The sequence below is a fragment of the Erwinia papayae genome (assembly GCF_058241465.1).
In genome coordinates this window covers 1-23,591 of the sequence record NZ_JBZCHT010000006.1, presented here as the reverse complement: position 1 = coordinate 23,591, position 23,591 = coordinate 1, and the positions used below count along the sequence as shown (strand labels likewise).

Sequence of the window (23,591 nt, the reverse complement as noted above, 5' to 3'; positions counted from 1 at the left end):
CGTTGATATCGATACCGTTAATCATCAGCGTTCCCAGCCAGCGACCATAGCGATCTGTGCTACTGGCGATAACTTCCGTTTGTTTCTGTGCGGCCAGTTTAAGCAGGTTCTGCTTTGAGCGCTGGCCGAACGGTTGCCCCGACTCCGGGGCATCGACGCCGTTAAGACGAACTTTCTGCATTTTGCCATCTGCCAGTACCTGGACAGTATCCCCATCCACGATGCGAACCACGCGCCCGGAAAAATCAGCCAGGCAGAGGGAAGGAAGCAGCAGGGGAAACACAACCATCAAACGGAAATTACGCAACATACACACTCCTTATCAAGATATTCAGATATCTTTATATAAAGATATCTTATTTAATCACTATGTGATGAGTTCTGTTCAAGTTCATCTATGGTTCTGAAAAGAAACATTTCACGGTTTTTTGCATCGAACGGAACGGGGACATTTTTCCTGATCACTGTTTTTATGCCGTCAAACAGCTTGATAAGAGACATCTTGCTTTGTTCATCCGGCATAACGTACATGGCATAGTGCCAGTGTCCGGCATCGCTGGCCGAGAGATGGCTGTTGATGATGTTGATATAGCGGGCGCGGGTCTTCATGGAGCGCTCTGTTTCGACCGCGATGATTGCGCCGTTGTCCATAGTGATAATCCCGTCCGGCCTGTGCTTTGTGCCAGGATAACGCGCCATAAATTCGCCCCGGTCGCCATTTATCCAATGGCTGGCTCCTTTTTCCTCAAGGGTGAGTCGTACCCGCTGATTTAACAGGCGGTGCTCCAGTGACCAGTATTTGAGTTTTCCGGGTTCAAAGTAGCCAGGGAAAACCTCATCGTCAGGCATAACCACCATCGCCAGCCCCTGCATGGTAATTCCCCACAGCGATTTTTTCCCGGTCAATACCGGGTATTCATGCTTTATTATAAAACCCATGAAAACAGCTTTATTAAGTAACTCATAAATAGGTTGGTGAGATTTGCTTTTATACCGAACAGCTCTTTTTAGTATCCGCAAATCTGAATAGGTTTCTTCTTTCAGAAAGTTCAGCAGTAATAGCATCCTGTTTGCCGCTGCCTCTTTCCTCTTTGCCACATCGTGAATAAGCATGGTTGACCTCACAAGTTAACAGTCGGTTTGTTTTCTTCGGCTATTTCATCCGTGGGTTCAGATGCGTCATAGCCATTACATTTAAATGAAAGCGTGTTGATATGCGACTTTTTAACGACTATGTGGGAAAGTTTTGTGGCCTTGGCAAGGTCGGTAGGTGTAAAAACAAAACCAACAAAAGGCGGAAGATTTAACAGCATATTACAGTCTATATAATATCTTTCAGCCTGGCGGATCATCCTGTCTGTTTCCATCTTCTCCGTTAATGCAATATCTGTTTTTACTTTCCTCATTTCATCATCTACCAGAATGGAACCCGTCATTCTTGCCACCCATTCGGCAGTTTCTGGATTCTGTAGCTGGTACACAAGTTTAAATTTCGCGTTCTCGACGACTGCACCAATCACGGACTCAGGATTTAAATCAGCCGGGCAATCTCGCAAATCATCGATAGCCTGAAATGCCATAAAGATATGCACACCTTTATCCCTTGCGGTTCCGAGTCCTTCCAGTGCTGGGCGGGAAAGGTGGTATTTCAATTCATCAAGGAATATAGCGACTGTCCGGGGTTTGCTGTTTATTCTGTCGCGGGTTTCTGCTATCTGAATCAAACGAGTTAAAATCATTCGTTGTGCAGATATGATTTTTTGGTTGCGTGTTGACCCAATAATGTAACAACATCCGCCCTCGTCAAATATTTGTTTGAGAGAAAAACCATCATTGGCATTAATGGAGTTTACCAGCGCGATTTCTTCCAGTTCACCATAAAAAGCCGGGATATTTTCTTGCAATGACTTTACAAAATCAGTATTAAATAAATCGCTCAATGTCATTCCGGGTTGGTGAGTTGCCGCTGTGTTTCTGGCTGCGCGTCGGTCAGCTATCCGATAAAAATCGGCTCCCTGACCTTTTTTTGTAAGACTGAATCCCGCATTAAATAATTCTTCCAGTTGTTCGCGTGATATTCCAGCAAGTAAATCCATCTGAAAATTAAGGTTGTTTAAATCAATAAGAATAAATTTCTTATTCGCTATCCGGCAGGCTTCTCTTAATACATGTGGTGCCCATTCGTCATTTTTTGGATCTTCGACAAAAACAGCTTCGTCCAGCATGATAGCCTGGTAAAGTAAAACGGTTGCGCTCACCCCTTTACCCGAACCCGTGGTTCCGATGATGGCCGCATGTTGTGACTGAAATTCTTTTACGGTGATATATTGCGGCTGGTCGTCTTTGTCGAGTCCGATAAAAACTCCTTTTTTTAGGTCGATGTATTCAAGCGGATCATATGACACGCTATCCGGCAGCATTTCCTTAACGTCCCTCACATCGGTTCTGGTGTTTCTTTCCAGTTTACTTTTTTTGATAAGCCTGTGCTTCAAGCTGTCAATTTCTCCGGCAAGAAGTCGCCGCGCTATTAAATGGAATATCAGCCCTGCGGTAGTAAACAAGAAAGTTAAAATCCACAAAGGAATACTTACCAGTGAGTGATTATTGAGTGCATCAAAAAAGTAACTCAATCCCTGTATGGTTAGCGGTGATAGCGTGCCAAAAATAAAAAAGAAGATAGATATGCACGCAACGCTTTTTAACCAGAACGGTGCATTTTTTCTTTCCTCTCGCGGAAGATGGAAGATAAACGGCAGTGTCAGCCCGGCGAGTAACGACAATATCACCGGGCTGTTTTGCAGCCATAAAAGGAAAAATGAAAAGGCGTCAGCAAAGGCATTTAGCCTTTGCATCAGATGATTACCCATAGATATTTTCTCCCGTGTTAATTTAGATGTATGGCAGCAAGGCATGGAAGCGGTAAATAGCAGCGGAACCCCCCTGCCATAAGATGCTGCCATGCCTTGCTGCCATAAAGCAGATAAATGGCATAAAAGAGGGGATAATTAATCCCCTCTTTCACCAAGCGTCAACGTCAAGGGCATAGTGAAATGCGGTGATAATTAATCACCTGATTTCACTACAAAAAGAGTACATTCTTCGTGCGGGCTTGAACGCCCTTACTCCGAACGTATGGGGACAATGACTACGCTGGACGCTCCGTCAAAGTCCCCAAGGTCAACTACGGCCACACCGTCGCGCGCTACGCGCGACCACCCCCTTTAAGACGCACGTTTTACCTCTTTTTCCTCGCAAGCTCGTCAAAATCGGAAACGTTGCTTTAAAGAGGGTGGTCGCGCCACGTCGATAAAGCCGACTTAGGCCCGACGGTGTGGCGGGGCAAGCCCCCCAGAGCAATTTTTCACTAGGCCGTGAAAAATCACTCCGGCTCCCCCCGGCTGCTGCAATTTTCACTCCGTGAAAATGTTTGCAGTGAGGCGCGGGATACGGAAGCTTAACAATTTCTTCGAAATTGAACCTTCCGCCCGCGACTCACTTCTTAATTTTTCGTCTTAACAATTTCTCCGAAATTGAAGCCAAAAATTAAGAAGCCTTAAAAGCCCGTCGCCTGTAAGTTTCGTTGTATTGTACAATGCAAAATCTTTCTGTGAGATTTAAATCTGATCGCGGTATATTTCTGTCCAGCATTGCCTTTCAGCTTCCAGTGCGTCACGATAGGCATCATCGTCAATTCTGGTTCCCTTTCGTTCGGCATATTCCCTTAACGTGGCGGCGTCTTTTTCATTCAGAAATGCGATATGTTCAAGCAAACCGCCAATCAATCTACTTTCATAGATTTCATAATGAAGCCCGCAACCGCGATGTGCTTCTTTTTCTATCAAATCGTATATGACCGCCGCCGATATTCTGTCTTTATTTTTCGATTTAATATTCTGGATGAAAATATCATCAGCCATTATTACCCCTCCGATTTTTTCCTTTTGCTGCGTTGAATGACGATTTTTGCGTCTTCCGGGAAATTCAAATGCTGTCGGATAAGGTGGGTTCTATACTCGCCAATTTCATTTATTGAACTGGAAGAAAGACAATAAAACCCTTCACGATAAACCAGCTCAAGTACCGAGATGGCCAGAATCAGACTTATAACTGACTCTATATTCTTCGATAACGTCTCAAACACCAATTGCACGGTGGAAAGATTAATCTGGGTTATAACGGAAGGGTCATAGATACAGTAGATAAAAGCTATATACACAATTGCCCGTGGCAACAGATAAATGACGTTTGTCAGGCTACGCAACCATTGATAAATCAGAGTGGCGACAAATCTATAAAAAGGTCTGGACGTCAGTGCACGGTAATGAATATGTGACAGGTCTTTATGGGATATTGATGTTTGCGTGATGCTATTCCCTCTTTCTACCCTGACAGGGATGATAGCGCTACTTTTATCATTGCGCAGAATAATAACAATGACAGCCCACGCGATGACAGGGAACAAAATAATAGGTAACATAATAATTCTCCTGTATTAGCTTTTTTTATCTGGTTTTCTATTGGCATACATATGTATTAGTAAGCCAATACCCAAGGGAACCAGAACGACCAAGATCATAAAAACAGTTGTTCCACTAAGTGAAAGTATGTCGTCTATTTTATTTACCCAACTATCAGGAGGGCCATAGCATCCTATGCAGTGCATAATATCATCCCCTTATGCGTCCGAACTTAGACATAATTTTGCTGATTGCTTCCGGGTCTGCCGCTTTGCATTCGCCTAAAAATTCTTTGCGCATATCGAATGTTTTCCCCGGATTAAATCGGTGATGTTTTTTAAATGCATTGATTTTAAAAAACGCTTTCTCCGCGCTGCTGCATTCACTGCCGCCGCTGTTACCCGTGGCTTTTCCGTACATACACAAAACAACTTCGCACGGGTCGGCTGCAAATACCGGGGCGGAGAATCCAGCGGCCAGGCAGATGATGCCTGCCGCGATTGCGGTTCTTTTCATGGTTTATTCCTTTTTTAACTGTGTTGGTGGGGGTTACTCTGGCTTTGTTCGGGTATCGTTCGTTCTCACTATGACTTTTTTAATGCCTTTGTCCTGTAGTTCTGCAAACCAGCCTTTTAATAATTCATCGGCCAGCGTCAGTACCAGGCGAGCGGCGATATAAAGGAATTTACTTGCATCCAGAACAACCAGCATGACATTTTCACCCGGTAATGTGATTTTAGGTTTTCTGGCTACCCCGGCTTCGGTGAGAAGCAGGTTTATTTCAACCATCTTGTCATGCGTCATGGTGATTTGCAGAGCGTCAGTTTCGTTCGTAGCGCTATTTTTCCTGCATGGGTAAACCAGCATCTGCGTAAATCCAGTATGTTGTAGTTGTGGTAACACCTGCTCTCCTTAACGCGCTAAATACACGTCTGTTTCATTACACGTCAGGCAATGGATTTTGGGCTGGTACTGAATAACCCCTTTCGCACCGTGTTTTCGCAGCCAGTTTTTAGCCGTGAAGAATGACGCGCCGCCTGGTGTTGCTACCACAATGCGCGGAGAGTGTGCGACGGCGTAATACACCTCCGGGGTGTAGACCGTTTCACTGCCATTGAAAGCGTAGAGTACCGTTGACCATCGTCCTGTTACCGCCGGGGCGGTGACAGTGACGTTATTATCGCTCCACTGCGGCAACGTTCCGTTCATCGGTGCAGCGGGTTTATCCCATTCGACGGGGGGCGGTGGCGGAGGTGATGAACACCCGGCCAGCAGGAGTACAAGCACAACAGGCGCGATAGCTGACAAATTTCTCATGCTTTCATCTCCTCAAAATACTGGTTGCGGTGCAGCGGGCGGAAATAAATGTCGTTCATCCGGCGCACGTTGCCATCGAGATCGATACTCACGATCACATCCAGGCTGTCCAGAATTTTGCGGAGCAAAAAGCTGTATGGCAGCCCGGTACACTGCGGATTTTCCTTGCAGCGAGTGATAAAACCGTCCACCGCTTCCATTGCGGAACCGGCATGAATGGAGGTCATGCTTCCTTCATGGCCGGAACCCGTGATTTTGATGAAGTCCCAGGCTTCTCCGCCCCGGACTTCCGTCAGCAGGATACGGTCAGGGTTCATACGGTAATTCCAGCGCAACAGACTGGCCGGGGTGACGATAGCCCCTTTTTCATCGGCAGATTCAGACGGGTAGAACAGGTGCACGTAGTTCTTGTGGATGAAGAAGGTGATCTCCGGGTTGTCCTCGATGGTGACGATGCGCAGATAGACGGGAATGTAGCCTATCAACGTCTTCATATAGGTGGTTTTCCCGGTGCTGGTTTCGCCAGCAACGGCGATCGTCTTGCCATACTCGACGCACTTTTCCATGAAGCGCGGAATATTTTTTGTATTGTACAATTCAATCAATTCATCATCGTGCGTCCAGACCTTCTCCGCTCCCGTCACGCGGTTATAAAAACCTGCGTCGATATACGCCTGGTGCGGGATTTGTACCGTTGACGGCTTGCGGATGGTGATTGATACCGTATTACGCTCACAGGCCGGGGGAACAACCACCTGGCAACGCTCGCCGGATTCCAGTGTGGCCGACAGCCCCGGCTTAATGTCTTCCACGTTGTCGCCCTGGTGTTTTGCCAGGCAGCGGGCAAAGTCGTAGCAGTCCTCATAGGTCAGCGTGACGGCGTGCTGCGCCCATACACCATCAATCTTCGTCCATAGTTCCCCTGGACGGTTAACGGCGATTTCCGTCAGGCCGGGGAGTTCCAGAAAATCACCAAAGAAGCGCTGTTTGTAGCGGTCGAGAGAAATATTCTTAACGGCCATTGCTTGCTCCTTTCAGCGTGATTTTGGTGGTGCATTGCGACAAAACGGCCAATGCGGTTTTGCTTTCCGTTAGACGCTGCCAGATATTCAGGGCGTTGGCCTCATTCGGGTTCCCGGCGATTGCCCCCTCATGGCCAGTCTGGATTATCTGTAAATAATCAAACTGTTCTTCTCTGGTCATTGTGGATTTCCTTTCATTTTCAGCGTGTAGATATTGGAAAAATCAATATCCTGCCCGGTGATCAGGTTGATGATTTCGCCCTGGTTTTTGTAGAGCGTTGGCGGAATGTTGATGCTGTTCTCCAGCGTGGTTTTCGCCATTTCCGCCATCGCCTGACGGCTGTTTTCGGTGTAATCGGTGTTGCGGTCTTTTTTCCCGGCGCTGTTGGATGCCCAGGCACCAATATCGGGGATCATGCCAACCATTAACGAGTTGCCGAAGCGCTCCCCAAAGTGGCTATCAATCCAGCCGTCAACGCCCGCCTCACCCAGTTCCCCGGCAGCATTGGTATCAATCAGCGGAATATCGAGGAAAGGAGCCTGACGGGTACGCAGTTTCGTGATGATGATAAACGCGCGTCCCTGCCCGTGTTTCATGCCGTCTTCCGCACCTGTTGCATACAATCCTGTGGCTCCCGTGCCCTTTTCAATGAGCTTGGTGTTACCGCTGGCGCTCCAGATATCTTTGGTGATGGTGCAGCGGATTTTACCCGCCCGGTCAGACACGAACCGGTAATCCAGCGAGCAGGGGATCGCCGTATTTTCCGGTACATACAAATCCGGGTTATACGGGATACGTCTGACGGGTTCGGCCTGTTTCAGTGCTGGGGCACCCGCCTTATCCGCCGCTGCTGACGGGCTGCTGTCGTTTTGCGCGGCGGTTTGTGACGCTTTCATCGTCATTTCTTCCCGCCGGGTTTTCACCTGACTTTCTGATGAAGCGGAACCCTCCCGGCGTACCAGAAACTGGGCTTTGTCGAGTCCTGCGGGAGCGGGCGGAGCGATTTGCCCTCCCGTTGTGCCGCTGGCTGTACTGCCCCCCTCCTGCGGGGCGGCTTGCCCGGTATCATTGTCCTGCCCCAAATCCGTGCGCTGGCGATAATCGGTTTTATTGGTCCGCCCGCTGTCCGCTGCTTTTTTCTCCTCCTTGGGCTGCCAGATAAGATTGCGGTAAACCCAGTTACCGCCCCATGCGGCAAAAATCAGCGCCACGGCCACAATCGCCAGAAACGCGGTAGCCTTACCGCGTTTGCGCTTCTTCAGCTTATTGACGGCGGGTTGTACGGGGTTTGCCTCTTTGTCCTCCTGCTGTTCGTTCAACTCGGCTTCGCGTTTTGCGCGGGCTTCTCGTTCCAGGGCGGCAATGCTTTCCTCCGGCTGCACCGGGGAAGCGGGCGGCGTCTGGGGTACGTCCTCCGGCAGAGGCTGTTTATTTTCTTCACTCATGAGTGGTATTCCCGATTAGATATAAAGATATGTTTATATCTTTATAGAATGATAAGTCGTTACTTTTCGACTCTCTCGACCTGCGGGGAAACTGTGGAACCATCGGTAGCCTGGACTTTGCCAAACCCGCGATTTTCCAGCCCGATCACCGCATATCCTGAGCGCAGAACAAGATGGGTGGCTGTTTCCTGAATGACCAGCACGGTAAAGTTGCCTTTCTTCTGGACGCTGCTGTTAACCACCTGCTCTTTGCCATCGAGGTAGCGGAACACGGAAGGAATGTCTTTTTGCGGCGAAAAGCCCAGGAACGTAAAGCGACCATCGTCATAGGCAAAATCCGGGGCAATACTGCTGGCATTTCCCCGCATCCAGTAGTCCCAGTTACGCGGTACCTGCGCCGCGACCAGGCTTTTTTGTACCCTGGCCTGTTCCTGCTTCTGCGTCCATTCCCGCTGACGTGCAGCCGATTCACGGCTTGCCTTGTCTCGCGCTTCGCCCGGATAGCGGTAGGACACCTGGAAAGCCGGTTGCTGCGCGGATTTGTCGTCGATAACGTTCAGCTCCACGTTGTAGACGCGCTTACTGGTGACGACAAACAGGTTGGTATGCCAGTCCCGCCCGTTGGGGGGAATGACCACCTGCGCCGTGTTGCCGTCCTCACCCGGTGCGCCCTGCGTGAGCGCAACCGGACGGATGTAAACCCGGTTAGCGTCCGGCTTGGCTTCCCAGGCTTCTTCGAAGCCCGGTTTTGCGCTGATAACGGCTTCATCATCATCAAAAACCAGCGTCGTCATGAATCCGGCTTTGGTGTTGACCACCGTCACGTTTTGCGGGTTGTATATGACCTGCTGCACCCGGCTGTCATAGCGGCTGGCTTGCGGGTTTGCGGCTCCCCATGCCGCGCCGCACATCATCAGTGCCAGCGCGGTTAGCGTGATTTTTTTCATCATTCGCCTCCCCGGATTTCACGGTCTGCCTGCCAGCTCGTAACGGTGAAGCCAAAGGGATTGGATTCGCGTTCTTCGTCACTCATTTCCCTGGTCGGGTCAGAGTTAAACGTAAAATGCGCATCCCAGTATTCGGTGCGAATACTGTTATCCGCGAGGCGGCGGATGATTTTTTTATAGCGGACGGTAGCGACTTTATCCGGGTCGGTACCATCGGTGATCACGTTGGAAATAATGTCGATTTTCACCGTGTTTGCGCCGTTGTTGTACACCTTATCAGGGGCGTTTTTCCCGGCGTACAACGCCAGGTAATCGTCGTTCACCTGTGGGGCGTTGTAGCGTTGCACCGTCTGATAATCATCCTGCAAAGCGGGATAAACATAGCGCTCGCGCAGATTCACGTAGTTGGCGGTCATCGCCTTTTGATACGCTTCATTTGCGGTCAGGCTGGTCTTGGATACTCGGGTAACGTGCTCTACCCGTCCGGTGTGGTTATCCACGGTATACAGCTCAACGTCCGTCTGTTTGAGCGGCAGCATCACCACCACGGCGACTAGCGCCAAAATGGCGATGAGCAATCCCACACCGCCGACCGCAAACCCCGCTCGCGTGGCGTTTTTATCGCGGTCGATCATGCGTTGCTCAAAGTTTTTTGACTCTGCGATTAGTTTTTTTTCCTTTTCATTCATGACTGTTCAGCTCCGCCATAATTTGAGGGGTGTTGACTGGTTTCGCTTTGCCGCCGACTTCCGGCGGAAAGTGAGGCTGTGCGCAGCCGGAAAGCGCACACAGCAAAGCCAACGCAATCAAGCGTTTCATAAGGAATTTCCTTTTATGAAATTAAGTGGATATTAAAATACGATTATATTTTAATCGGTTTATATAAGGCCGGATAACTCAGGGTTTAGGCTGCTTAGGATTGGGATTTACAGGGGGCTGTGTCGTCCAGTTTATTGATGACTTCGTGGCAGTATTTTTCGTTTCCTGCGTACGCATTGCATTACGCTGTTCCATTTGCCGGATGGAATTTTTACGCGCCTCCCGTGCATCATACGGCTTCTGCCCTCCTGGACTTGACGGCGACGTTCCACCGCCTCCAGGCGTTGGGGTGTCTTTTCCGCCAACTTGCCGTTGCCCTTTCGGAAGAAGCATTCTGGCAGCAGTAAAAGCGGCGGCACCAATACCTACTGCGGCCAGCCCCTGCATCGATGCTGTTGCCGCTGCGCCCGCAAGCGCTCCAGCCAGTTTTGCAGAAAAATATATCAGGATAGCTGCACAAATCCCGGCAAGGCAGACCTGCGCACCTAATTCAACGATAGTTGATTTATCCGCAATCGTAGTTGCCTTGTTCATTACTAACATTAAATAATTTATTACTATCCTTAACGAAAGAGCTGAAAACAAAATAGTTAATATGGCCGCAAAAATATTTTGTAGCCAATTATTAAACATCGGGCGTAAGAATCCGTACATCAGGCAAAAGATAAATATCGGGGCGGTAATACTAAGAAGTAAAATCATGACTTCGGCAACCATTGAAACGAACGCAGTCACTATCATTAACACGCCAACCCCACTCCAGACATATGCCTGAGAGATAAATCCTTCGTCCTTAACGTAGGTTGAATTATCCAAATCGTGCAGTGTTTTTCCTAAAACCTTAGCTTTATTCCATAAAGTATCCAGTAATGCCCATATATTTTCACTACCTGAAAAACCCTCTTTTAATCCGTTAATGGCATCAATAACACCATCGAGGTATCCGCTTACATTCGCCACAAAAGAGAGGATGATCGCCATCCTCATGATGTCCCACATCGTGTCTTCCATCGGCGTAGTCAGCTTTCCAGCCAGCGTCTGGTATCCACGCCACATGATATACAGGGTGGCTGACGTTACAGCCAGCCCCATGACCATATGAGAGTAATTCATCATCAGACCTTTTGTAGCGTTGGTTACACCTCCAATCAAGTATTTTTCAACACCTTGGAAAGTACCTCCGCTCATAATAGCTACTCCTCTAAATTATTTAAGTCTGGAGTTGGTGCATTAAGCTGCTGTATTTGATAATGCGCTTCGTTAGCATTTTTGCAATTTTCTGAGGCGCTGCCGGATTTCTGGCATTTTTCATATACCACTTTTAATTCATCAGGATTATCCCGATACCATTTTGTGGTTTTGGCTTCTTCCTTACACCCAACGAGAGAGGCACTTGAAACCAAAAGAAAAATTAAAATGACATTTTTTGCACCCATTTAAAAACCTCATAGATTATTTAAGTCTGCTGTCGGTGCGTTCAACTGCTGTTGATTCCAACGTTTAACACGCTCCTCCTGCAACAGTTGTTCGCGCTTCTCGGCGGCCTTCACGCTCATTTCCCATTGGGTGGTGAGCGTGTTCAGCATCACTGACTTTAACTGGATACTGTTTGCCAAGTCTTGCGATTCTTTCGGGTCTTTTGACAACGACACGCGCCGGGAAAGGGTGTTAATGTCGCCCAGCGTTTCAGTTACCTGCTTCTGGATTTCGTCGGTCTGCTCAATTTGCACCGCCTTGTTGATCACCTCCTGCTTGCACACCTCAGCATAGCTTTTCGACTGCTCCGCGTTGCAGGTGTCGAAAATCTTATACTTGTTGTACAGCGCGTCGAACTGCCCGGAAGCACCGCCGGACAGCAGAAGATCATTCAGTGCCTGCCCCGGCTTGCGGAACTTCTCAAGGTCGGATTTCAGGCTTTTGGCCTGGTCAACGAACGCCTCCACGTCACGCACACCGGAGATGGCCAACATGTGTTCCTTGTACGCCTGTATCTGGTCTTTGTAGTGTTGTGCCGTCTCCAGCCACTGCTTGGCCTCCTTTTGCCACTGCTGAAAGTTTTCCAGCTTGGCCGTGGCGTCAAACACCAGTATGCCGCCAGCCTGTGCCAGAGGACTTGCTATCGCACACGCCAGCATAAGAGCATAAAAGCGATTTTTCATTATGTTACTCCTTTGATTTTTTCAGAGTGCTTGCGCCAGGTAGCTATCCAGCCAGTCATGCGGCTGCATCCCTTCCCGGTAAAGCGAATCGAAGATTTCGAGGTTGTCAGCGCTGCCGCTCATGACTTTGGTGTATTTGCCTACACCGGAAAGATTAAGCGTCACGCGGGCAGCAAAACGTTTTGTATCACCCCGTCTGAACTGGTTTTTTACCACCACATACTGGTGCGCCATTGGGTCGAGATTTTTCATGACCTCAAACACTTCCGGCTCAAACTTCATGCCGTCAACATAGTGCGCACGGTCGCCGTTCGGGTTGGCCGCCAGTATTTGCGTCCCGCACTGCTCAACAACCGCGGGCGCAATTTCATCCTTGATAATTTCATCCGGCGACTGGGTGCCGACGACCAGCATCCCGTTCAGCTTACGGATGGTTTTCAGCTTGTTATAAGCAAAGTCCTTAAATACCGGGTCGCGTAACCACTTCCAGAACTCATCCATGAAAATCACCAGACGGCGACCGTCCAGCAAACTGGTGATGCGGTACAGCAGGTAAAACGTGATAGGGGCGCGAACATCGGCATTGTCCAGGAACTCCGTACCGTCAATGCCAAAGTTATCGCAGTTGCTGATATCAAAAGTGTCATACTCGTTATCGAACACCCAACCGAAATCACCGCCCTCAGCCCACTTGGAAAGCCGGATATCCAGACCGTTCTCCTGATCTTCTTTCGTCGCGGGTTCGGCCAGTTGTTCCCTCAGCCGGGTAATACCAAAACAGCGGTACTCCACCGAATCTTTCATCACGGCATCAACCGCGTGGCTCAGTCGTTTTTCCTGACGCTCAGAGATGATAGCGCCGTTACGGGTACACAATATTTTCATAAGTTGCTTGATGAAATTGAGATTGTGCCGCGTTGGTGGCAGAGAAAACGGATTCCAGCCAGTAGGCTCACCGCTGGCGACACGGTAATAACGTCCGCCCAGTGCCCGGATATTGATTTCCGCGCCCCGGTCTTTATCGAGGTAAACGGTCGTCAGCCGCTTGGTTTTGGCCTCCGGGGAAAAGCTGTCAGCGCGGCCATATTTCTGCTGCATGATTTGGAGGTAAGTCATGAGCATGGTTTTACCGGAGCCGTTCGTACCGAGAATGCAGGTACTGGCCGGGTGCTTCTCGTTAAAGTCGTCTTTTTCGGCGAGCGTGTTATGCAGATTGAGATAGTAGCCATCCCCTGACGGGGTGGGCATTAACGCCATCGCCTCCCCCCAGGGGGCTTTATCCCTCTTACCGGGATAGAAGTTGTGCAGCGCGGCCAGCTCCACAAAGTTCTGGCTGCTCAGTTCCCCCTTGCGTGGCCGCAGGTTGTAGTTGCCCGGAAGCTGCGCCATGTACGCCGCCGACAACGATAGTTCCGCAGGAACCGGGGTGATGCCGATATTGTTCAGGGCGTTGCTGATCTCGTTGGTATCGGCTACCAGTCCGTCCAGCGTTCGGGAGAACACCATCAGCGAAAAATGATGCCGCCCGTAGGCGATTTTTCCTGACATCAGCAGATCAAGCGCCACGTCCAGATCCAGACGCTGGGACACAGCATCATCATCGGCACTCATTAGCAGCCGTCTTGTGCGCTTAATGGCTTTTTGCGCTTCAATACGGGACATGCAGGTATACGTCTGCGTGATCACATAGTCACAGGGCGCATAGAGCAACGAATCCATCATCCCGGTCGCGGTTTCTTCCGAGAACTCTTTCACCTCCAGTCCCCTGAAATAATGCGTTCCGTTGGCATGATTAACCTGCCCGGAGTCTGCGGCGAAAAACAACGCCGCCGACCCCATCACGTCATAAGCTGGCGTCCGGGTAACGCGCACCCTGCGCCATTCATGCGTTAACAGGTATTCATAAAAGGCCAACTGCGACGAATACACCGCCTCCCCTTCGGTAAACGTCCCCAGGGAGTGGGCACCATAGCGCGACAGCGCACTATCGAGAGAGCCTTTGATTTCCAGCATTTCCCGCAGGGCAGCGTCCAGCTCGCGCAGTTTCTGCCCGTCCTTCATCCGCTTACGCTCTGCTTTTTCAAGCCCGGCAAAAGGCATATAGCAGACGGTCAGGAACAAACGGTTGCGGCGGAAGTTGCCCAGGGAGGAATAGTAAAGCCCGCTGACTTCATCGGCGTAAGGGTTGCCGGACACCTTGTGCAGCGAGTCAGCGAACTGATTACGGTCATTGTGGATATAAAACGTAACCGGCATTCCTTCAAACGAGCGGAACAGCCCGTGAAGCTGATTTGTTCCTATTTCCAGGGTTTCCTCAGACTCACAGTCGAACGGCGTTCCCAGCAGCTCCCAGGTGCAGTACAGATCGCTTTTTGGCGAGCGGACAACGTGTTCATGAATGTGTGAGGAATACGGTATGTATTTCTTAACGGTGGCACACTGGTTAAGTTTCATTTCGTCGAGAAACTCCTTGATATCAACGTTTTCATGCTCAACAGGCATGAAGGTCGTTGCGCCAAACAGACGATTCGCTATCGGCTTCCCCTTCGCTCTCAGCCACACGGCGATCAGGTTAAATCGCATCGGTTCCTTTCTGGTCAGGGATTTCATGACCAGAAATTCCACCGGGAGCAGCAGCATAAATGCAACGGAAGTCCAGATAGCGGCAATAATGGTGACGCCCGTGACACCCAGCAGGGGCACCATCGGCACCCCCCACAGCGCCGCCGGGCGTTTCATAGCCTTGAGCAGCTTTGCCATATCGTCAGCCTCTTAGCTCATCAGCAGGGCGCCGATCTCACTGCCCCCGCCGATCAGAATGCCGCCAATGATGATATAGCCACACTGCCCCAGGCTTTCACCTTTCCACAGCGTCTTATAACCAATCCAGATCACCGCCACGGTGATCGTGATGGCGGCCAGACCATGAAGCCCGGTTGATACTTTCTGCATGACGGTATTCGCACGCTGGAATCCGTCTGCAAATGCCGGGCTTGCCGTCAATGCCGTCATAAATAACGCTGATACAAAGGCAACAAAACGGCTGACAGTTCCTTTTAACTTGCTGAAAAAATTCATTTTTCTTCCTCATTTTTTGAGACGTCATGATTTCCGCGCACAACCTGCGCGGGGTAATAAACGGCGGTAGCCTGTTTCTGGCGTAGCCCTGACGGAACGCCGCGCACAACAGAACCCGGCCACACCACACGCGGGCGTGAGGGTGAAGCCAAAGGTATTGCCTCTACGGTTGCCATCGAAGACGCTTTGTCTTCACGGGTTCCGGGAACGGCATAGCGGGCGGTCGTCGGGGTGTAGCCAATGCGTTGCACGTAGCTCGTTTGTGAAAGCTCGGCCTCCTTTTTCTGCCCCGTGTCAAAATTGCCGGAGTAGTAGCAACTGAGCGCCCTTTTCAGGGTGCCGCCACGCTGATAGCAGTCGGTGATGATTTTTTCGAAGACGGTAAGGTTGATGCAGGGATTAAACAGATCGCTGGCAGTGACACCGTAACGACGAAAATTGGTACTGGTGATTTGCATCAGCCCGGCAGAATAGCGGCGACCTTTGGCCTCTATCTGGCTGGTGATGCGGATAGCCTCCTCTCTGGTTTTTGGCAGGTGAGTAATAAAACCTTTGTCACCGGGTGCCCTCTCGTTCTTTGGCACAATTTCCGCGATGGCATAGGGGTTAAAACCGGATTCCACCCTTGCCACATCAAGCGATGTGGACGGGTGAACGGTGGCGGCGCACTGCATGGCCACCGCCAGAAAAGCAGTGGTGGAAAGCATGGCAACCTCAGAACAGGAAAATGGCGATCAGCCAGATGATGAACAGAATCAGCAACCAGACGGCAAAGGCGCGCCAGCCGTAAAATTCGATATTCACAGGCAGCCTCCGTTTACCCCACAGGCGCAGCCTGCGGGGCGGCGTCGTCTTTCGGTTCGAGAAGTACCAGCTTGCCGGAAACGGAAATACCGGGCGTGATCATAATGTTCATCCCCGGTTTGCCGTTGTGGGCAAAGGCCACGCCGACTTTAGTCCAGTAAGTATTTTTTTCTCCGTGCTCGCCGGGTTGGGATTCCTGCGTGACGTACACGTTAAAGGTTGGTTTACGCATATTACTTTCCCTTCCCCTTATCCGTTGGTAATTTAAATTCTGTTACGTCATCAAGTTCTATTTTGGTGACGCATTGCTCAAGAACCGCCCGCATGACCGTTTTGCCGGAACCTGGCTTACCGATAACTAAACAGTGGCCTTTTTTATCGTGAATACTTTCATCGAAAATAGTATTTTCCATTACTAACTCCTTCACTTTTGTTTGATAAATAAAAGTCAATCACATCCCGATTCTGCATTCCGATTTAAACGGGTTAGCGAGAACATTCAGCGGCACCCTGAATTTTGGTTGTGTGACAGCCCGTTCCAATTTGTTAAAGAGCAAATTTTGGCAATAAGAAGCCCGGACGAATGCACGTCCTTTTTTTCAGTTTGTTAGCTTTGATTTGTGTTACATGCCGAAGATAGGATCAGCAGGATGGGGAGTCAAAGACCAAAAATAGAAACCCTATGAGATCTCATAGGGCAAAATATTTAACAATTCATGTAACTATCTGAAAAGGAAAGTTTTCATGATAACCGCGCTCAATGCAAGTTTCTATCAGCTTTACTATTGAGTCGGTATGAAACTTTAATTTGATATTCCTTAAATAGTAGTCATAGTTAGCAAGTGACATATTCATCACCTCAGCTATTTTACTTCGTTTCATTCCTTTGAGGACAAAGAACAACACCTTGGCCTCGTTCGCAGTCAAGTTTACACCCTTATATGGCGATACTTTTACTAGCTTTGCTGTTCCTGTGATATTAGAGAAATCAACGGCACCATTCATAATAATGGCTGTTGCAGTCGTCCCAGCAGGAATACCTTTTCTATCATAAATAATTTCCTTAGATGTATGCAGAAATGCCTTAACAACTCCTGGCAACGGTTCAAGGACGTTATAAGTTTCGCCGGATAGAATAGCGTCTTCATGATTGGTATAGATATCGCTCCTTTCAGCCCAAGGCATATCAAAATCACAAAGACCCTGTAATTTATAAGGATTAATTCCTGAGAAGCGGCTGAACACCATGTTGGATGCAACAAAACGATGGTGCAAATCCTTTACTAGAACAATGCCACCCCCAACGGGGATTAGTGGTTGTTCTACATATGTTTCAATCGTTGGCATAAGGGCTTGCACCTCTGACAAAGACAGTTTACCCTCTTTCTTGGTCATAGAAAGATCCTCCTACGGACTTTTTTGATCAGTCACCGAGGAGGCTGCAATCCTTCTCGGTGACACTATTAATAAAAGTAAGCTAATTCAACTATATTCCTTTCTCATCTAATAACTTAAGAAAAGCAATATCCTCTAGTTCCAAACGACAAACAGAATTCTTTACATCATCACTTAAAACTTCATCTTTTACTTGACACTCAAACAATAGCTTACTAGCTTTTTTCCCTACTTTTTCCACTATTGTGATCTGTATATCAACCACTTCTGTTTTACTAGTTATCTCTTTTATTGCCTTATTCAAAACCTCTCTCTTAAAAATAGGGAATTCTGGATACTTATAAACAACCTCTTCATTCTCCCCTACTTCATATGCTAAAATTTCATCTTTCAAATCATTTATATTTATTTTGAACTTTACATAAGAAGATTTCATTAAATAATTCTTTCTGATAAGCTGATATAATGAAGATGAATACATACCGCTTAATTTAACTGCCGATGAAAGAAACTTCGTAGTATATCTATTTTTTTCACCTACAAGATTCGATATATACGGTTCCATAGATCTAGAAAATCGAATTTCAAGATATCCAGAATTATTAAAATAAGCGCAATAATCGGTAATTGATAAATCGATTTCATTTGGTCTATTTTTCTCTGTATATGGCAAACCCAAGTCTTTTGACAATAAAACAATATCATTTCCAGTTAATAGCAAGCTACTATCTTTTAACAGTTTCGCCCCTTCTTTTAACTGTTGATAAGCTAACGTAAGGCTAATTCCAGCAGCTTCTGAAAGGTCACTAGCGGTTACTTTAAAAATCCTCCCATTTTCTATTGGATTTTTACTGTCGATAGGTGCTAGCGCAAGATAAACCACCCTTTTAGCTTGCAGTGGTAATTGCGAGAGTGTTTTGTTCAACTCGTTTCTATGCCGGATTTTGGTTTTTTTTGTGATTTTCATTCCCGCTCTCAATTTCATTAGACCCTCACATAGCTAAATTTTATACAACACATCCATGATGGTCAATTTTTTTTCATCATGGAAATGTTGGTTTCGAAATCTGGGGATGACACGAAGCAGCCCATCATGGTAAACGAAGCAGCCCATCATGGTAAACGAAGCAGCCCATCATGGTAAACGAAGCAGCCCATCATGGTAAACGAAGCAGCCCATCATGGTAAGCGAAGCAACCCATCATGGTAAACGAAGTAGCCCATCATGGTAAACGAAGCAGCCCATCATGGATTATAAAAATATAACAATAATTTCATAACGTTATTGCGTAACCTTCACTTACTTATAATGCCGTTTCTTTCCCGACAACTCTTTTAAGATCTAAAGAAAGAGAAGAAAAGAGAAGTTATTTTAATAAACAACGCCTGTGGATAACTTTGCAGACAACCGGAGGGCAGATCATCCTAGCATCGATTAACCCTGCTCAAATCTTGGTTGTGCAACATTTAACCAATTCGCGAACGTGCTTCCGGCCAGCAATGGGTGATATTCCGCTTCCTCGCCAAGACAGACTCGCCGCAAAGCGGCTCCCTAATCTTGCCTTGCGGCGAGCGGCGGGATCTCTGTCTCAGTGCATTAATGCCTCTCAGACTGCGCAGAACGCTCTTAGGGCGGCTCAGTGGTTTTTTATGCCCATCAGGGCATGTAAGGCGCGAAATACGCTTACAGAGGCGTACAGCGGCAAATACGCGCCGAAGCGTGAACGCAGTGAACAAGTAAGCGAACATAAAAAACGGAACTGCGTCAGCCCCCTGCAAAGCGGGTTTCAAGGCAGGGCAAGCCGTGCGTAGCCCTGCTTTTCGGTCCATCCTCAATGAAAAAGCCGGACAGTCGAAGACGAAAGAAGCTCACAGGGGTTGTACGCCGGAACCGCCGAAATTTCCGTGCCCCAAGAATTTTGGAGTGCGGCGGTCCGTACGTAAGACCGTCGTCAACCGGATAGCAAAGAATTAGCCGTTTGGAGCGAAAAATCACTGTTCGCAACGTATCACATAGCTGGTACGGATAAGTTCTCACTCACGGCACCATAAACGTACACGTCAGCACATGCAAAACATGCTTCAAAAATCGACTAATTCGCTGCGCCGGAAATTTCGGCGGTTCCGGCACAGAACCCCTCACAGCGATTTGTTGCGCAGGGTGTAAGGAGGATTACGGCGCTGCCGTTCCTGGTCAATTTCAAACAGCAGCGCTACGCCAGAAAACAAATCAGGCACAACATCCGTTTTTGTGCCGTAACGTTCGCTATAAAGTCCTCCCCATCGACGAACAACCAGCCAGTCACCAAACAGGTCACTTATTAGCTCGGCCTCATACCAACGGGTTGCGGACTCCCAGCGCCAAATCATCAATTAACCGACCGAATATCCGCCATCAACCGTTATTATCTGTCCAACGATTGAGCGGGCTGCATCCGAGGCCAGGAACAGCGCTGTAGCTGCAATCTCTCCCGTTGTGGCTATACGCCCTGTCGGCATTCTGCTGAGGAATTCTGCTTTTGCGGCTGCATCACGACCAACAAAACGGTCAAACATATCAGTCTCTACGGGACCAGGTGCAATCGCATTAACCCTAACGCCTTTGGATGCAACTTCAAGCGCTGCGGAGCGCGTCAGTCCATTAACCGCGTGTTTGCTGGCAGCGTATACACTCCCTCCTGGGATACCAACCAGCCCAGCTTGCGACGAAATATTGATCAAGCTGCCAGAACCCTGTTTGCTCATAACTGGCAACGTATGTTTCATTACAAGCTGTGTTCCCAGTACGTTAGCATCAAATACCCGGTGAAAGTCTTCAACGGTAGTCTGATCGTGAGGTGCGGGCTGTCCTTCTGTTCCAGCGCTGTTAATCAGTGCGTCAATCTTGCCGTACAGTTGGCGGGTTTTTTCTATCAAGGCTGCGACCTGGTCTTCAATCACAACGTCTGCGAGGACAAAATGACACTGGGGATTGAGATTTCGTAATTCGTTTTGTAGTTCTTCACCACGTTTAGCTTTTCGACCAGAGAAGACAACGTTATAACCATTTTTGGCAAACTGCCGACAACACTCTTCGCCAATACCGGAAAGGGCACCCGTAATAACCACTACTTTTGCTGACATCTGAAAATCCTCATGGTGGGTTGTAAGTGATCGAGAGTATATACTGTGAGTCGATAGGGAGCGGAAAACTGGAGTATTACTATGAATAACACCACACACTATGAGAATGCGAATTTCCTGCGTGAACTGGCCGAAAGCCTGCCCAGCATTCTGCCGGAGGGTAGCGCTGACAAGGTCGCACTATTACAGCGCCTCGCCAATGAAGAACTGGCTCAAGCGGAATACGACGATCAGGTACGTGCAAAGGTCACAGCAGCACGCGCAGATAAGCGACCGGGAATGAGTACCGCGCACCTACGCCAGCAGCTTCAGGATCGTTATCAGGAACTGCGTGATGATCTATGAAATAGAATGGCGTCCTGGAGCAGCCGAGGATATAGCGGCATTGTTTGAATATCTGGCCGAGAATGCGTCTCTCTGGGATGCGAGGAACGTGACAGATCGTCTGATCGATGCAACGGAGCGCCTGGCGGATTACCCTCGCCTGTACGAAACCGATGAGCGCTATGGTGAAGGTGTTCGCCGTATTAGCTTACTTGGCCAGCATGTGCTTTACGAAGTGAATGATGAAGCCCGGCGCGTCAATATCCTGGCGGTTGTAGGCCAGCGTCAGAATCCCCGATTCTTTCTCTAAGTGCCCGCCTAGTCGCTCAGGCAACCGATAGCCAGGCGGATACCGCCTCCCCCATTTTTGTTTCTACCCTCCCCTAAATTTGGTTCGCCAAATGCCTTTTATGTTAAATCAATGATTTTACATATAAAAACATCAGTTTCGTGAAACAGGAAGACAATAACCCCTATTCGAGAGGCTTTTCTCCTGGGAAATGGCCATAAAAGCGCATGTTTAATAAATGTTAAATTCAAACATTCATGAAACACTTTTAACAAATTCAGAGTTGCCCTCCCCACTGCGTAACAAGGGTTAAAAGAAAACTTTATATAAAAATATCTAGATATCTTTATATATTGATATCTTTTGTGATGAAGGTCACGCCAGTCCCCGCCCGTTAGAGTATAATTGTTTTGTACAATACAATTAACGCGAGGGAGTTATGAATACGATTAAACCCGCAATCAAAGCCTACAGCGAGCTTCAACAAGCGTATGACTGGTTTAATGTCGTCCTGTTTGAAAAGGCGTTGCCGGATCTCCTGATCACGTTACAACGTGGAAGAAATACCTTCGGTTATTTTGCCCCTGAACGGTTTACAGGCGAATCGAGTATTTCAGAGCTGGCGATGAACCCTGATTACTTCGGTGGCCGTTCTCTGGCTGACATGCTGTCAACATTGGTTCATGAGATGGTGCATGTGTGGCAACACTATACCCCCGTCAAAAAGTGCCGGGGCGGATATCACGATCGGGTCTGGGGGGCAAAAATGGAGGACGTGGGTCTGATGCCGTCAAATACTGGCCGACCGGGCGGAAAAAAGACAGGGCAGCAAATGACGCATTACATCATTCGCGGCGGCAGGTTTCAGAAAGCCGTGTATGACCTGCTAAAAAACGGCTTTTCCATTTCCTGGTATGACCGCTGGACAACGGGAACAAGCGTCACCTCGAAGACCAACAGCGATATTCTGGAGGACTGGCTTGCGGCCACAGACAAGAATGATACTGACCTGATTAATCGGTTAACGCTGACAATTAGTAAATCTCGTCCCGGACAAACTCCTGACGACGACGATGCTGTAAACGGGATTAAACCCCCGGTTAAAGGCACCGGAACCCGGACAAAATTTAGTTGCCCGGAGTGCGGGCTGAACGCCTGGGCGAAACCCTCCGCCGTTCTCATTTGTGGTGAATGCCAGTGCCAGCTAGATCCGCAGGAGTAACTTACTTTTTGATATAGTGATATCTAATTATCTAGATATCACTATATCTTGATAATTCCCTTAATGGTGATATATTGATATCAATATATCAAAAGGAGGCGCGGTATGATTTATGCTGTAGTGAATACCAAGGGCGGTGTAGGAAAAACCACGACGGCCGTTCATCTGGCTACAATGTTATCCCGCACAGGAACGGCATTGCTTATCGATGGTGATCCACAGGCCAGCGCTGCCAGTTGGGCAGCCTGGCGTCGTGACAATCCGGCTTATGATCCAAGTCCGACAACTACCTGCCTGACGGGTAAAGCGATTTTTAATGAGGGAAAAGCGTTAGCCGGCGGATTCGACAACGTTATTGTCGATGTGGGGGGGAGAGATGCTACCGGGCTGCGTTCAGCACTTTTGTTAGCTCACAGAGCCATTATTCCTGTTGGTGCATCCAACCTTGACGCAGCCGCAATGACCGACCTGTTAGAGGTCGTGGAGCTTGCGCGTGACTACAATCCTGAGCTGGACGTCAAAGTGCTTTTAACCCGTGTAGATTCGCGGACAAAGGACGCTGCCGACATGCTGGAATTTCTCACCGAGCAAAACCTTCCTGTTCTGAACAGTCAGGTTTGTGAGCGGGTTGCGTACCGACGAGCGATAGGGGAGGGGGCTACTGTGCTGGAGTTCGGCAAAGACAATGCCGCGATTGCTGAAATAGAAAGTGTTTTCCGGGAGGTTACAGCGTGAAGAAAAAACCTGATTTGGCCAATTTTAAAGACCCAACAAGTTTTCTGGAAGGCGGGGCGGCGGATCTCGCTGAAAAAGGGAGAGCACCACAAAGGCAGGACAAAGTTGATAAGCCGGTTTCGCAGCAAAAAATATTCAGGCTGTCAGTTGAAGTTGTTAACGAATTAAAGTTGCATGTCGCCAGGCAGCAGGCGGAAACCGGGGTCAGGACAACGGAAACGGAGATAGTAGAAAAATTACTTCGGGATTACTTAAAGATATAAAGATATCTTTATATAATGCTATCTTTCTATCTCTAATTTTCCCTCCATTTCCACGGTTCAACAGGATTAGGGGCTGACCATAGCCCCACCTTATTTTTCTTTGCGATGGTTTCGAGCCTGAGCATATTGCTATCGGTAGCATGACCACGATAGCGGTAAGCCCAGGCCATGCCCGCTTTAACCTGTTCAGC

The 23,591-nt window shown here is 48.5% G+C and carries 32 protein-coding genes; 5 read left to right on the top strand and 27 right to left on the bottom strand.

The genetic code is table 11. The features are described 5' to 3' along the window. The 26 genes from AC3RPL_RS03320 to AC3RPL_RS03195 all read right to left on the bottom strand — a co-directional run. The coding region (locus AC3RPL_RS03320; protein WP_490738977.1) for a thermonuclease family protein at positions 1-310 on the bottom strand (310 nt) is incomplete at its 3' end. A gap of 50 nt (positions 311-360) precedes the next feature. Next, positions 361-1,113, bottom strand: a complete 753-nt coding sequence (mobC, locus tag AC3RPL_RS03315) for a MobC family replication-relaxation protein (protein ID WP_490738976.1) — start codon at positions 1,111-1,113, stop codon at positions 361-363. Positions 1,114-1,121: 8 nt separating this feature from the next. Next, positions 1,122-2,867, bottom strand: coding sequence for a type IV secretory system conjugative DNA transfer family protein (locus tag AC3RPL_RS03310; RefSeq protein WP_490738979.1), 1,746 nt, complete (start codon positions 2,865-2,867; stop codon positions 1,122-1,124). Positions 2,868-3,614: 747 nt separating this feature from the next. Next, the gene (locus AC3RPL_RS03305; protein WP_490738975.1) at positions 3,615-3,917 is read right to left on the bottom strand and encodes a dpoa decarboxylase; all 303 of its coding nucleotides are present in this window, start codon (positions 3,915-3,917) and stop codon (positions 3,615-3,617) included. 2 nt (positions 3,918-3,919) lie between these two features. After that, positions 3,920-4,477: a hypothetical protein gene (locus tag AC3RPL_RS03300; protein ID WP_490738974.1), complete on the bottom strand. Its 558-nt coding sequence runs from the start codon at positions 4,475-4,477 to the stop codon at positions 3,920-3,922. Between the two features lie 190 nt (positions 4,478-4,667). Continuing rightward, positions 4,668-4,973, bottom strand: coding sequence for a conjugal transfer protein (locus AC3RPL_RS03295; RefSeq protein ID WP_442982891.1), 306 nt, complete (start codon positions 4,971-4,973; stop codon positions 4,668-4,670). Between the two features lie 33 nt (positions 4,974-5,006). After that, the gene (locus AC3RPL_RS03290) at positions 5,007-5,360 is read right to left on the bottom strand and encodes a hypothetical protein (RefSeq protein ID WP_490738973.1); all 354 of its coding nucleotides are present in this window, start codon (positions 5,358-5,360) and stop codon (positions 5,007-5,009) included. Between the two features lie 9 nt (positions 5,361-5,369). After that, positions 5,370-5,774: a cag pathogenicity island Cag12 family protein gene (locus AC3RPL_RS03285; protein ID WP_490738972.1), complete on the bottom strand. Its 405-nt coding sequence runs from the start codon at positions 5,772-5,774 to the stop codon at positions 5,370-5,372. Continuing rightward, positions 5,771-6,796 (bottom strand): P-type DNA transfer ATPase VirB11, encoded by a 1,026-nt coding sequence (gene virB11 / locus AC3RPL_RS03280; protein WP_490738971.1) that lies wholly within the window; start codon positions 6,794-6,796, stop codon positions 5,771-5,773. The genes AC3RPL_RS03285 and virB11 overlap by 4 nt, the downstream gene beginning before the upstream one ends. Further along, positions 6,786-6,977: a hypothetical protein gene (locus AC3RPL_RS03275; RefSeq protein ID WP_442982888.1), complete on the bottom strand. Its 192-nt coding sequence runs from the start codon at positions 6,975-6,977 to the stop codon at positions 6,786-6,788. The genes virB11 and AC3RPL_RS03275 overlap by 11 nt, the downstream gene beginning before the upstream one ends. Next, complete coding sequence (gene virB10 / locus AC3RPL_RS03270; protein WP_490738970.1) at positions 6,974-8,242, bottom strand: VirB10/TraB/TrbI family type IV secretion system protein; 1,269 nt, start codon at positions 8,240-8,242, stop codon at positions 6,974-6,976. The genes AC3RPL_RS03275 and virB10 overlap by 4 nt, the downstream gene beginning before the upstream one ends. A 59-nt stretch (positions 8,243-8,301) precedes the next feature. Next, positions 8,302-9,192 carry a P-type conjugative transfer protein VirB9 gene (gene virB9, locus AC3RPL_RS03265; RefSeq protein WP_490738969.1) on the bottom strand — a complete coding sequence of 297 codons (891 nt, stop codon included), beginning with the start codon at positions 9,190-9,192 and terminating at the stop codon, positions 8,302-8,304. Further along, positions 9,189-9,878: a VirB8 family type IV secretion system protein gene (locus AC3RPL_RS03260; protein WP_490738968.1), complete on the bottom strand. Its 690-nt coding sequence runs from the start codon at positions 9,876-9,878 to the stop codon at positions 9,189-9,191. The genes virB9 and AC3RPL_RS03260 overlap by 4 nt, the downstream gene beginning before the upstream one ends. Then, a complete protein-coding gene (locus AC3RPL_RS03255; protein ID WP_010617325.1) occupies positions 9,871-10,008 on the bottom strand; it encodes a hypothetical protein in 138 nt (45 codons plus the stop codon). The genes AC3RPL_RS03260 and AC3RPL_RS03255 overlap by 8 nt, the downstream gene beginning before the upstream one ends. 78 nt (positions 10,009-10,086) lie before the next feature. Next, positions 10,087-11,196, bottom strand: a complete 1,110-nt coding sequence (locus AC3RPL_RS03250) for a TrbL/VirB6 family protein (RefSeq protein ID WP_490738967.1) — start codon at positions 11,194-11,196, stop codon at positions 10,087-10,089. A gap of 5 nt (positions 11,197-11,201) precedes the next feature. After that, positions 11,202-11,444, bottom strand: a complete 243-nt coding sequence (locus AC3RPL_RS03245; protein ID WP_490738966.1) for an EexN family lipoprotein — start codon at positions 11,442-11,444, stop codon at positions 11,202-11,204. Positions 11,445-11,453: 9 nt separating this feature from the next. Further along, positions 11,454-12,167: a TrbJ/VirB5 family protein gene (locus AC3RPL_RS03240; RefSeq protein WP_490738965.1), complete on the bottom strand. Its 714-nt coding sequence runs from the start codon at positions 12,165-12,167 to the stop codon at positions 11,454-11,456. A 21-nt stretch (positions 12,168-12,188) separates the two neighbouring features. Further along, positions 12,189-14,927 carry a VirB4 family type IV secretion/conjugal transfer ATPase gene (locus AC3RPL_RS03235; RefSeq protein ID WP_490738964.1) on the bottom strand — a complete coding sequence of 913 codons (2,739 nt, stop codon included), beginning with the start codon at positions 14,925-14,927 and terminating at the stop codon, positions 12,189-12,191. Between the two features lie 12 nt (positions 14,928-14,939). After that, positions 14,940-15,245 carry a TrbC/VirB2 family protein gene (locus AC3RPL_RS03230; RefSeq protein WP_490738963.1) on the bottom strand — a complete coding sequence of 102 codons (306 nt, stop codon included), beginning with the start codon at positions 15,243-15,245 and terminating at the stop codon, positions 14,940-14,942. Further along, positions 15,242-15,952, bottom strand: coding sequence for a lytic transglycosylase domain-containing protein (locus tag AC3RPL_RS03225; protein WP_490738962.1), 711 nt, complete (start codon positions 15,950-15,952; stop codon positions 15,242-15,244). Before AC3RPL_RS03225 ends, AC3RPL_RS03230 begins: the two co-directional genes overlap by 4 nt. Positions 15,953-16,062: 110 nt before the next feature. Further along, on the bottom strand, positions 16,063-16,281 hold the full coding sequence (locus AC3RPL_RS03220; RefSeq protein WP_010617332.1) for a hypothetical protein: 219 nt from the start codon (positions 16,279-16,281) through the stop codon (positions 16,063-16,065). A gap of 1 nt (position 16,282) precedes the next feature. Then, positions 16,283-16,462, bottom strand: a complete 180-nt coding sequence (locus AC3RPL_RS03215; protein WP_442982878.1) for a hypothetical protein — start codon at positions 16,460-16,462, stop codon at positions 16,283-16,285. Between the two features lie 301 nt (positions 16,463-16,763). Further along, positions 16,764-17,444 (bottom strand): helix-turn-helix transcriptional regulator, encoded by a 681-nt coding sequence (locus AC3RPL_RS03210; protein ID WP_442982877.1) that lies wholly within the window; start codon positions 17,442-17,444, stop codon positions 16,764-16,766. A gap of 91 nt (positions 17,445-17,535) precedes the next feature. After that, positions 17,536-18,411: a replication initiation protein gene (locus AC3RPL_RS03205; RefSeq protein WP_490738961.1), complete on the bottom strand. Its 876-nt coding sequence runs from the start codon at positions 18,409-18,411 to the stop codon at positions 17,536-17,538. Positions 18,412-19,583: 1,172 nt separating this feature from the next. Continuing rightward, the gene (locus AC3RPL_RS03200; RefSeq protein WP_490738960.1) at positions 19,584-19,814 is read right to left on the bottom strand and encodes a hypothetical protein; all 231 of its coding nucleotides are present in this window, start codon (positions 19,812-19,814) and stop codon (positions 19,584-19,586) included. A 3-nt stretch (positions 19,815-19,817) separates the two neighbouring features. After that, a complete protein-coding gene (locus tag AC3RPL_RS03195; protein WP_490738959.1) occupies positions 19,818-20,567 on the bottom strand; it encodes an SDR family NAD(P)-dependent oxidoreductase in 750 nt (249 codons plus the stop codon). A gap of 81 nt (positions 20,568-20,648) precedes the next feature. Between AC3RPL_RS03195 and AC3RPL_RS03190 the strand changes: the two genes are divergently transcribed. The 5 genes from AC3RPL_RS03190 to AC3RPL_RS03170 all read left to right on the top strand — a co-directional run bounded on the left by AC3RPL_RS03190 (position 20,649) and on the right by AC3RPL_RS03170 (position 23,400). Beyond that, complete coding sequence (locus AC3RPL_RS03190) at positions 20,649-20,912, top strand: plasmid stabilization protein (RefSeq protein ID WP_442982875.1); 264 nt, start codon at positions 20,649-20,651, stop codon at positions 20,910-20,912. After that, entirely contained in the window at positions 20,902-21,201 is a 300-nt protein-coding gene (locus AC3RPL_RS03185; protein WP_442982874.1) for a type II toxin-antitoxin system RelE/ParE family toxin, read from the top strand. The genes AC3RPL_RS03190 and AC3RPL_RS03185 overlap by 11 nt, the downstream gene beginning before the upstream one ends. A 418-nt stretch (positions 21,202-21,619) precedes the next feature. After that, entirely contained in the window at positions 21,620-22,402 is a 783-nt protein-coding gene (locus tag AC3RPL_RS03180) for a SprT-like domain-containing protein (RefSeq protein WP_442982873.1), read from the top strand. 105 nt (positions 22,403-22,507) lie between these two features. Next, complete coding sequence (locus tag AC3RPL_RS03175; protein WP_490738958.1) at positions 22,508-23,137, top strand: nucleotide-binding protein; 630 nt, start codon at positions 22,508-22,510, stop codon at positions 23,135-23,137. Continuing rightward, complete coding sequence (locus AC3RPL_RS03170; protein ID WP_442982872.1) at positions 23,134-23,400, top strand: hypothetical protein; 267 nt, start codon at positions 23,134-23,136, stop codon at positions 23,398-23,400. The genes AC3RPL_RS03175 and AC3RPL_RS03170 overlap by 4 nt, the downstream gene beginning before the upstream one ends. Before the next feature lie 32 nt (positions 23,401-23,432). On the opposite strand, the gene AC3RPL_RS03165 is transcribed toward AC3RPL_RS03170, so the two are convergent. After that, complete coding sequence (locus AC3RPL_RS03165) at positions 23,433-23,570, bottom strand: hypothetical protein (RefSeq protein ID WP_490738978.1); 138 nt, start codon at positions 23,568-23,570, stop codon at positions 23,433-23,435. Positions 23,571-23,591: the final 21 nt, after the last annotated feature.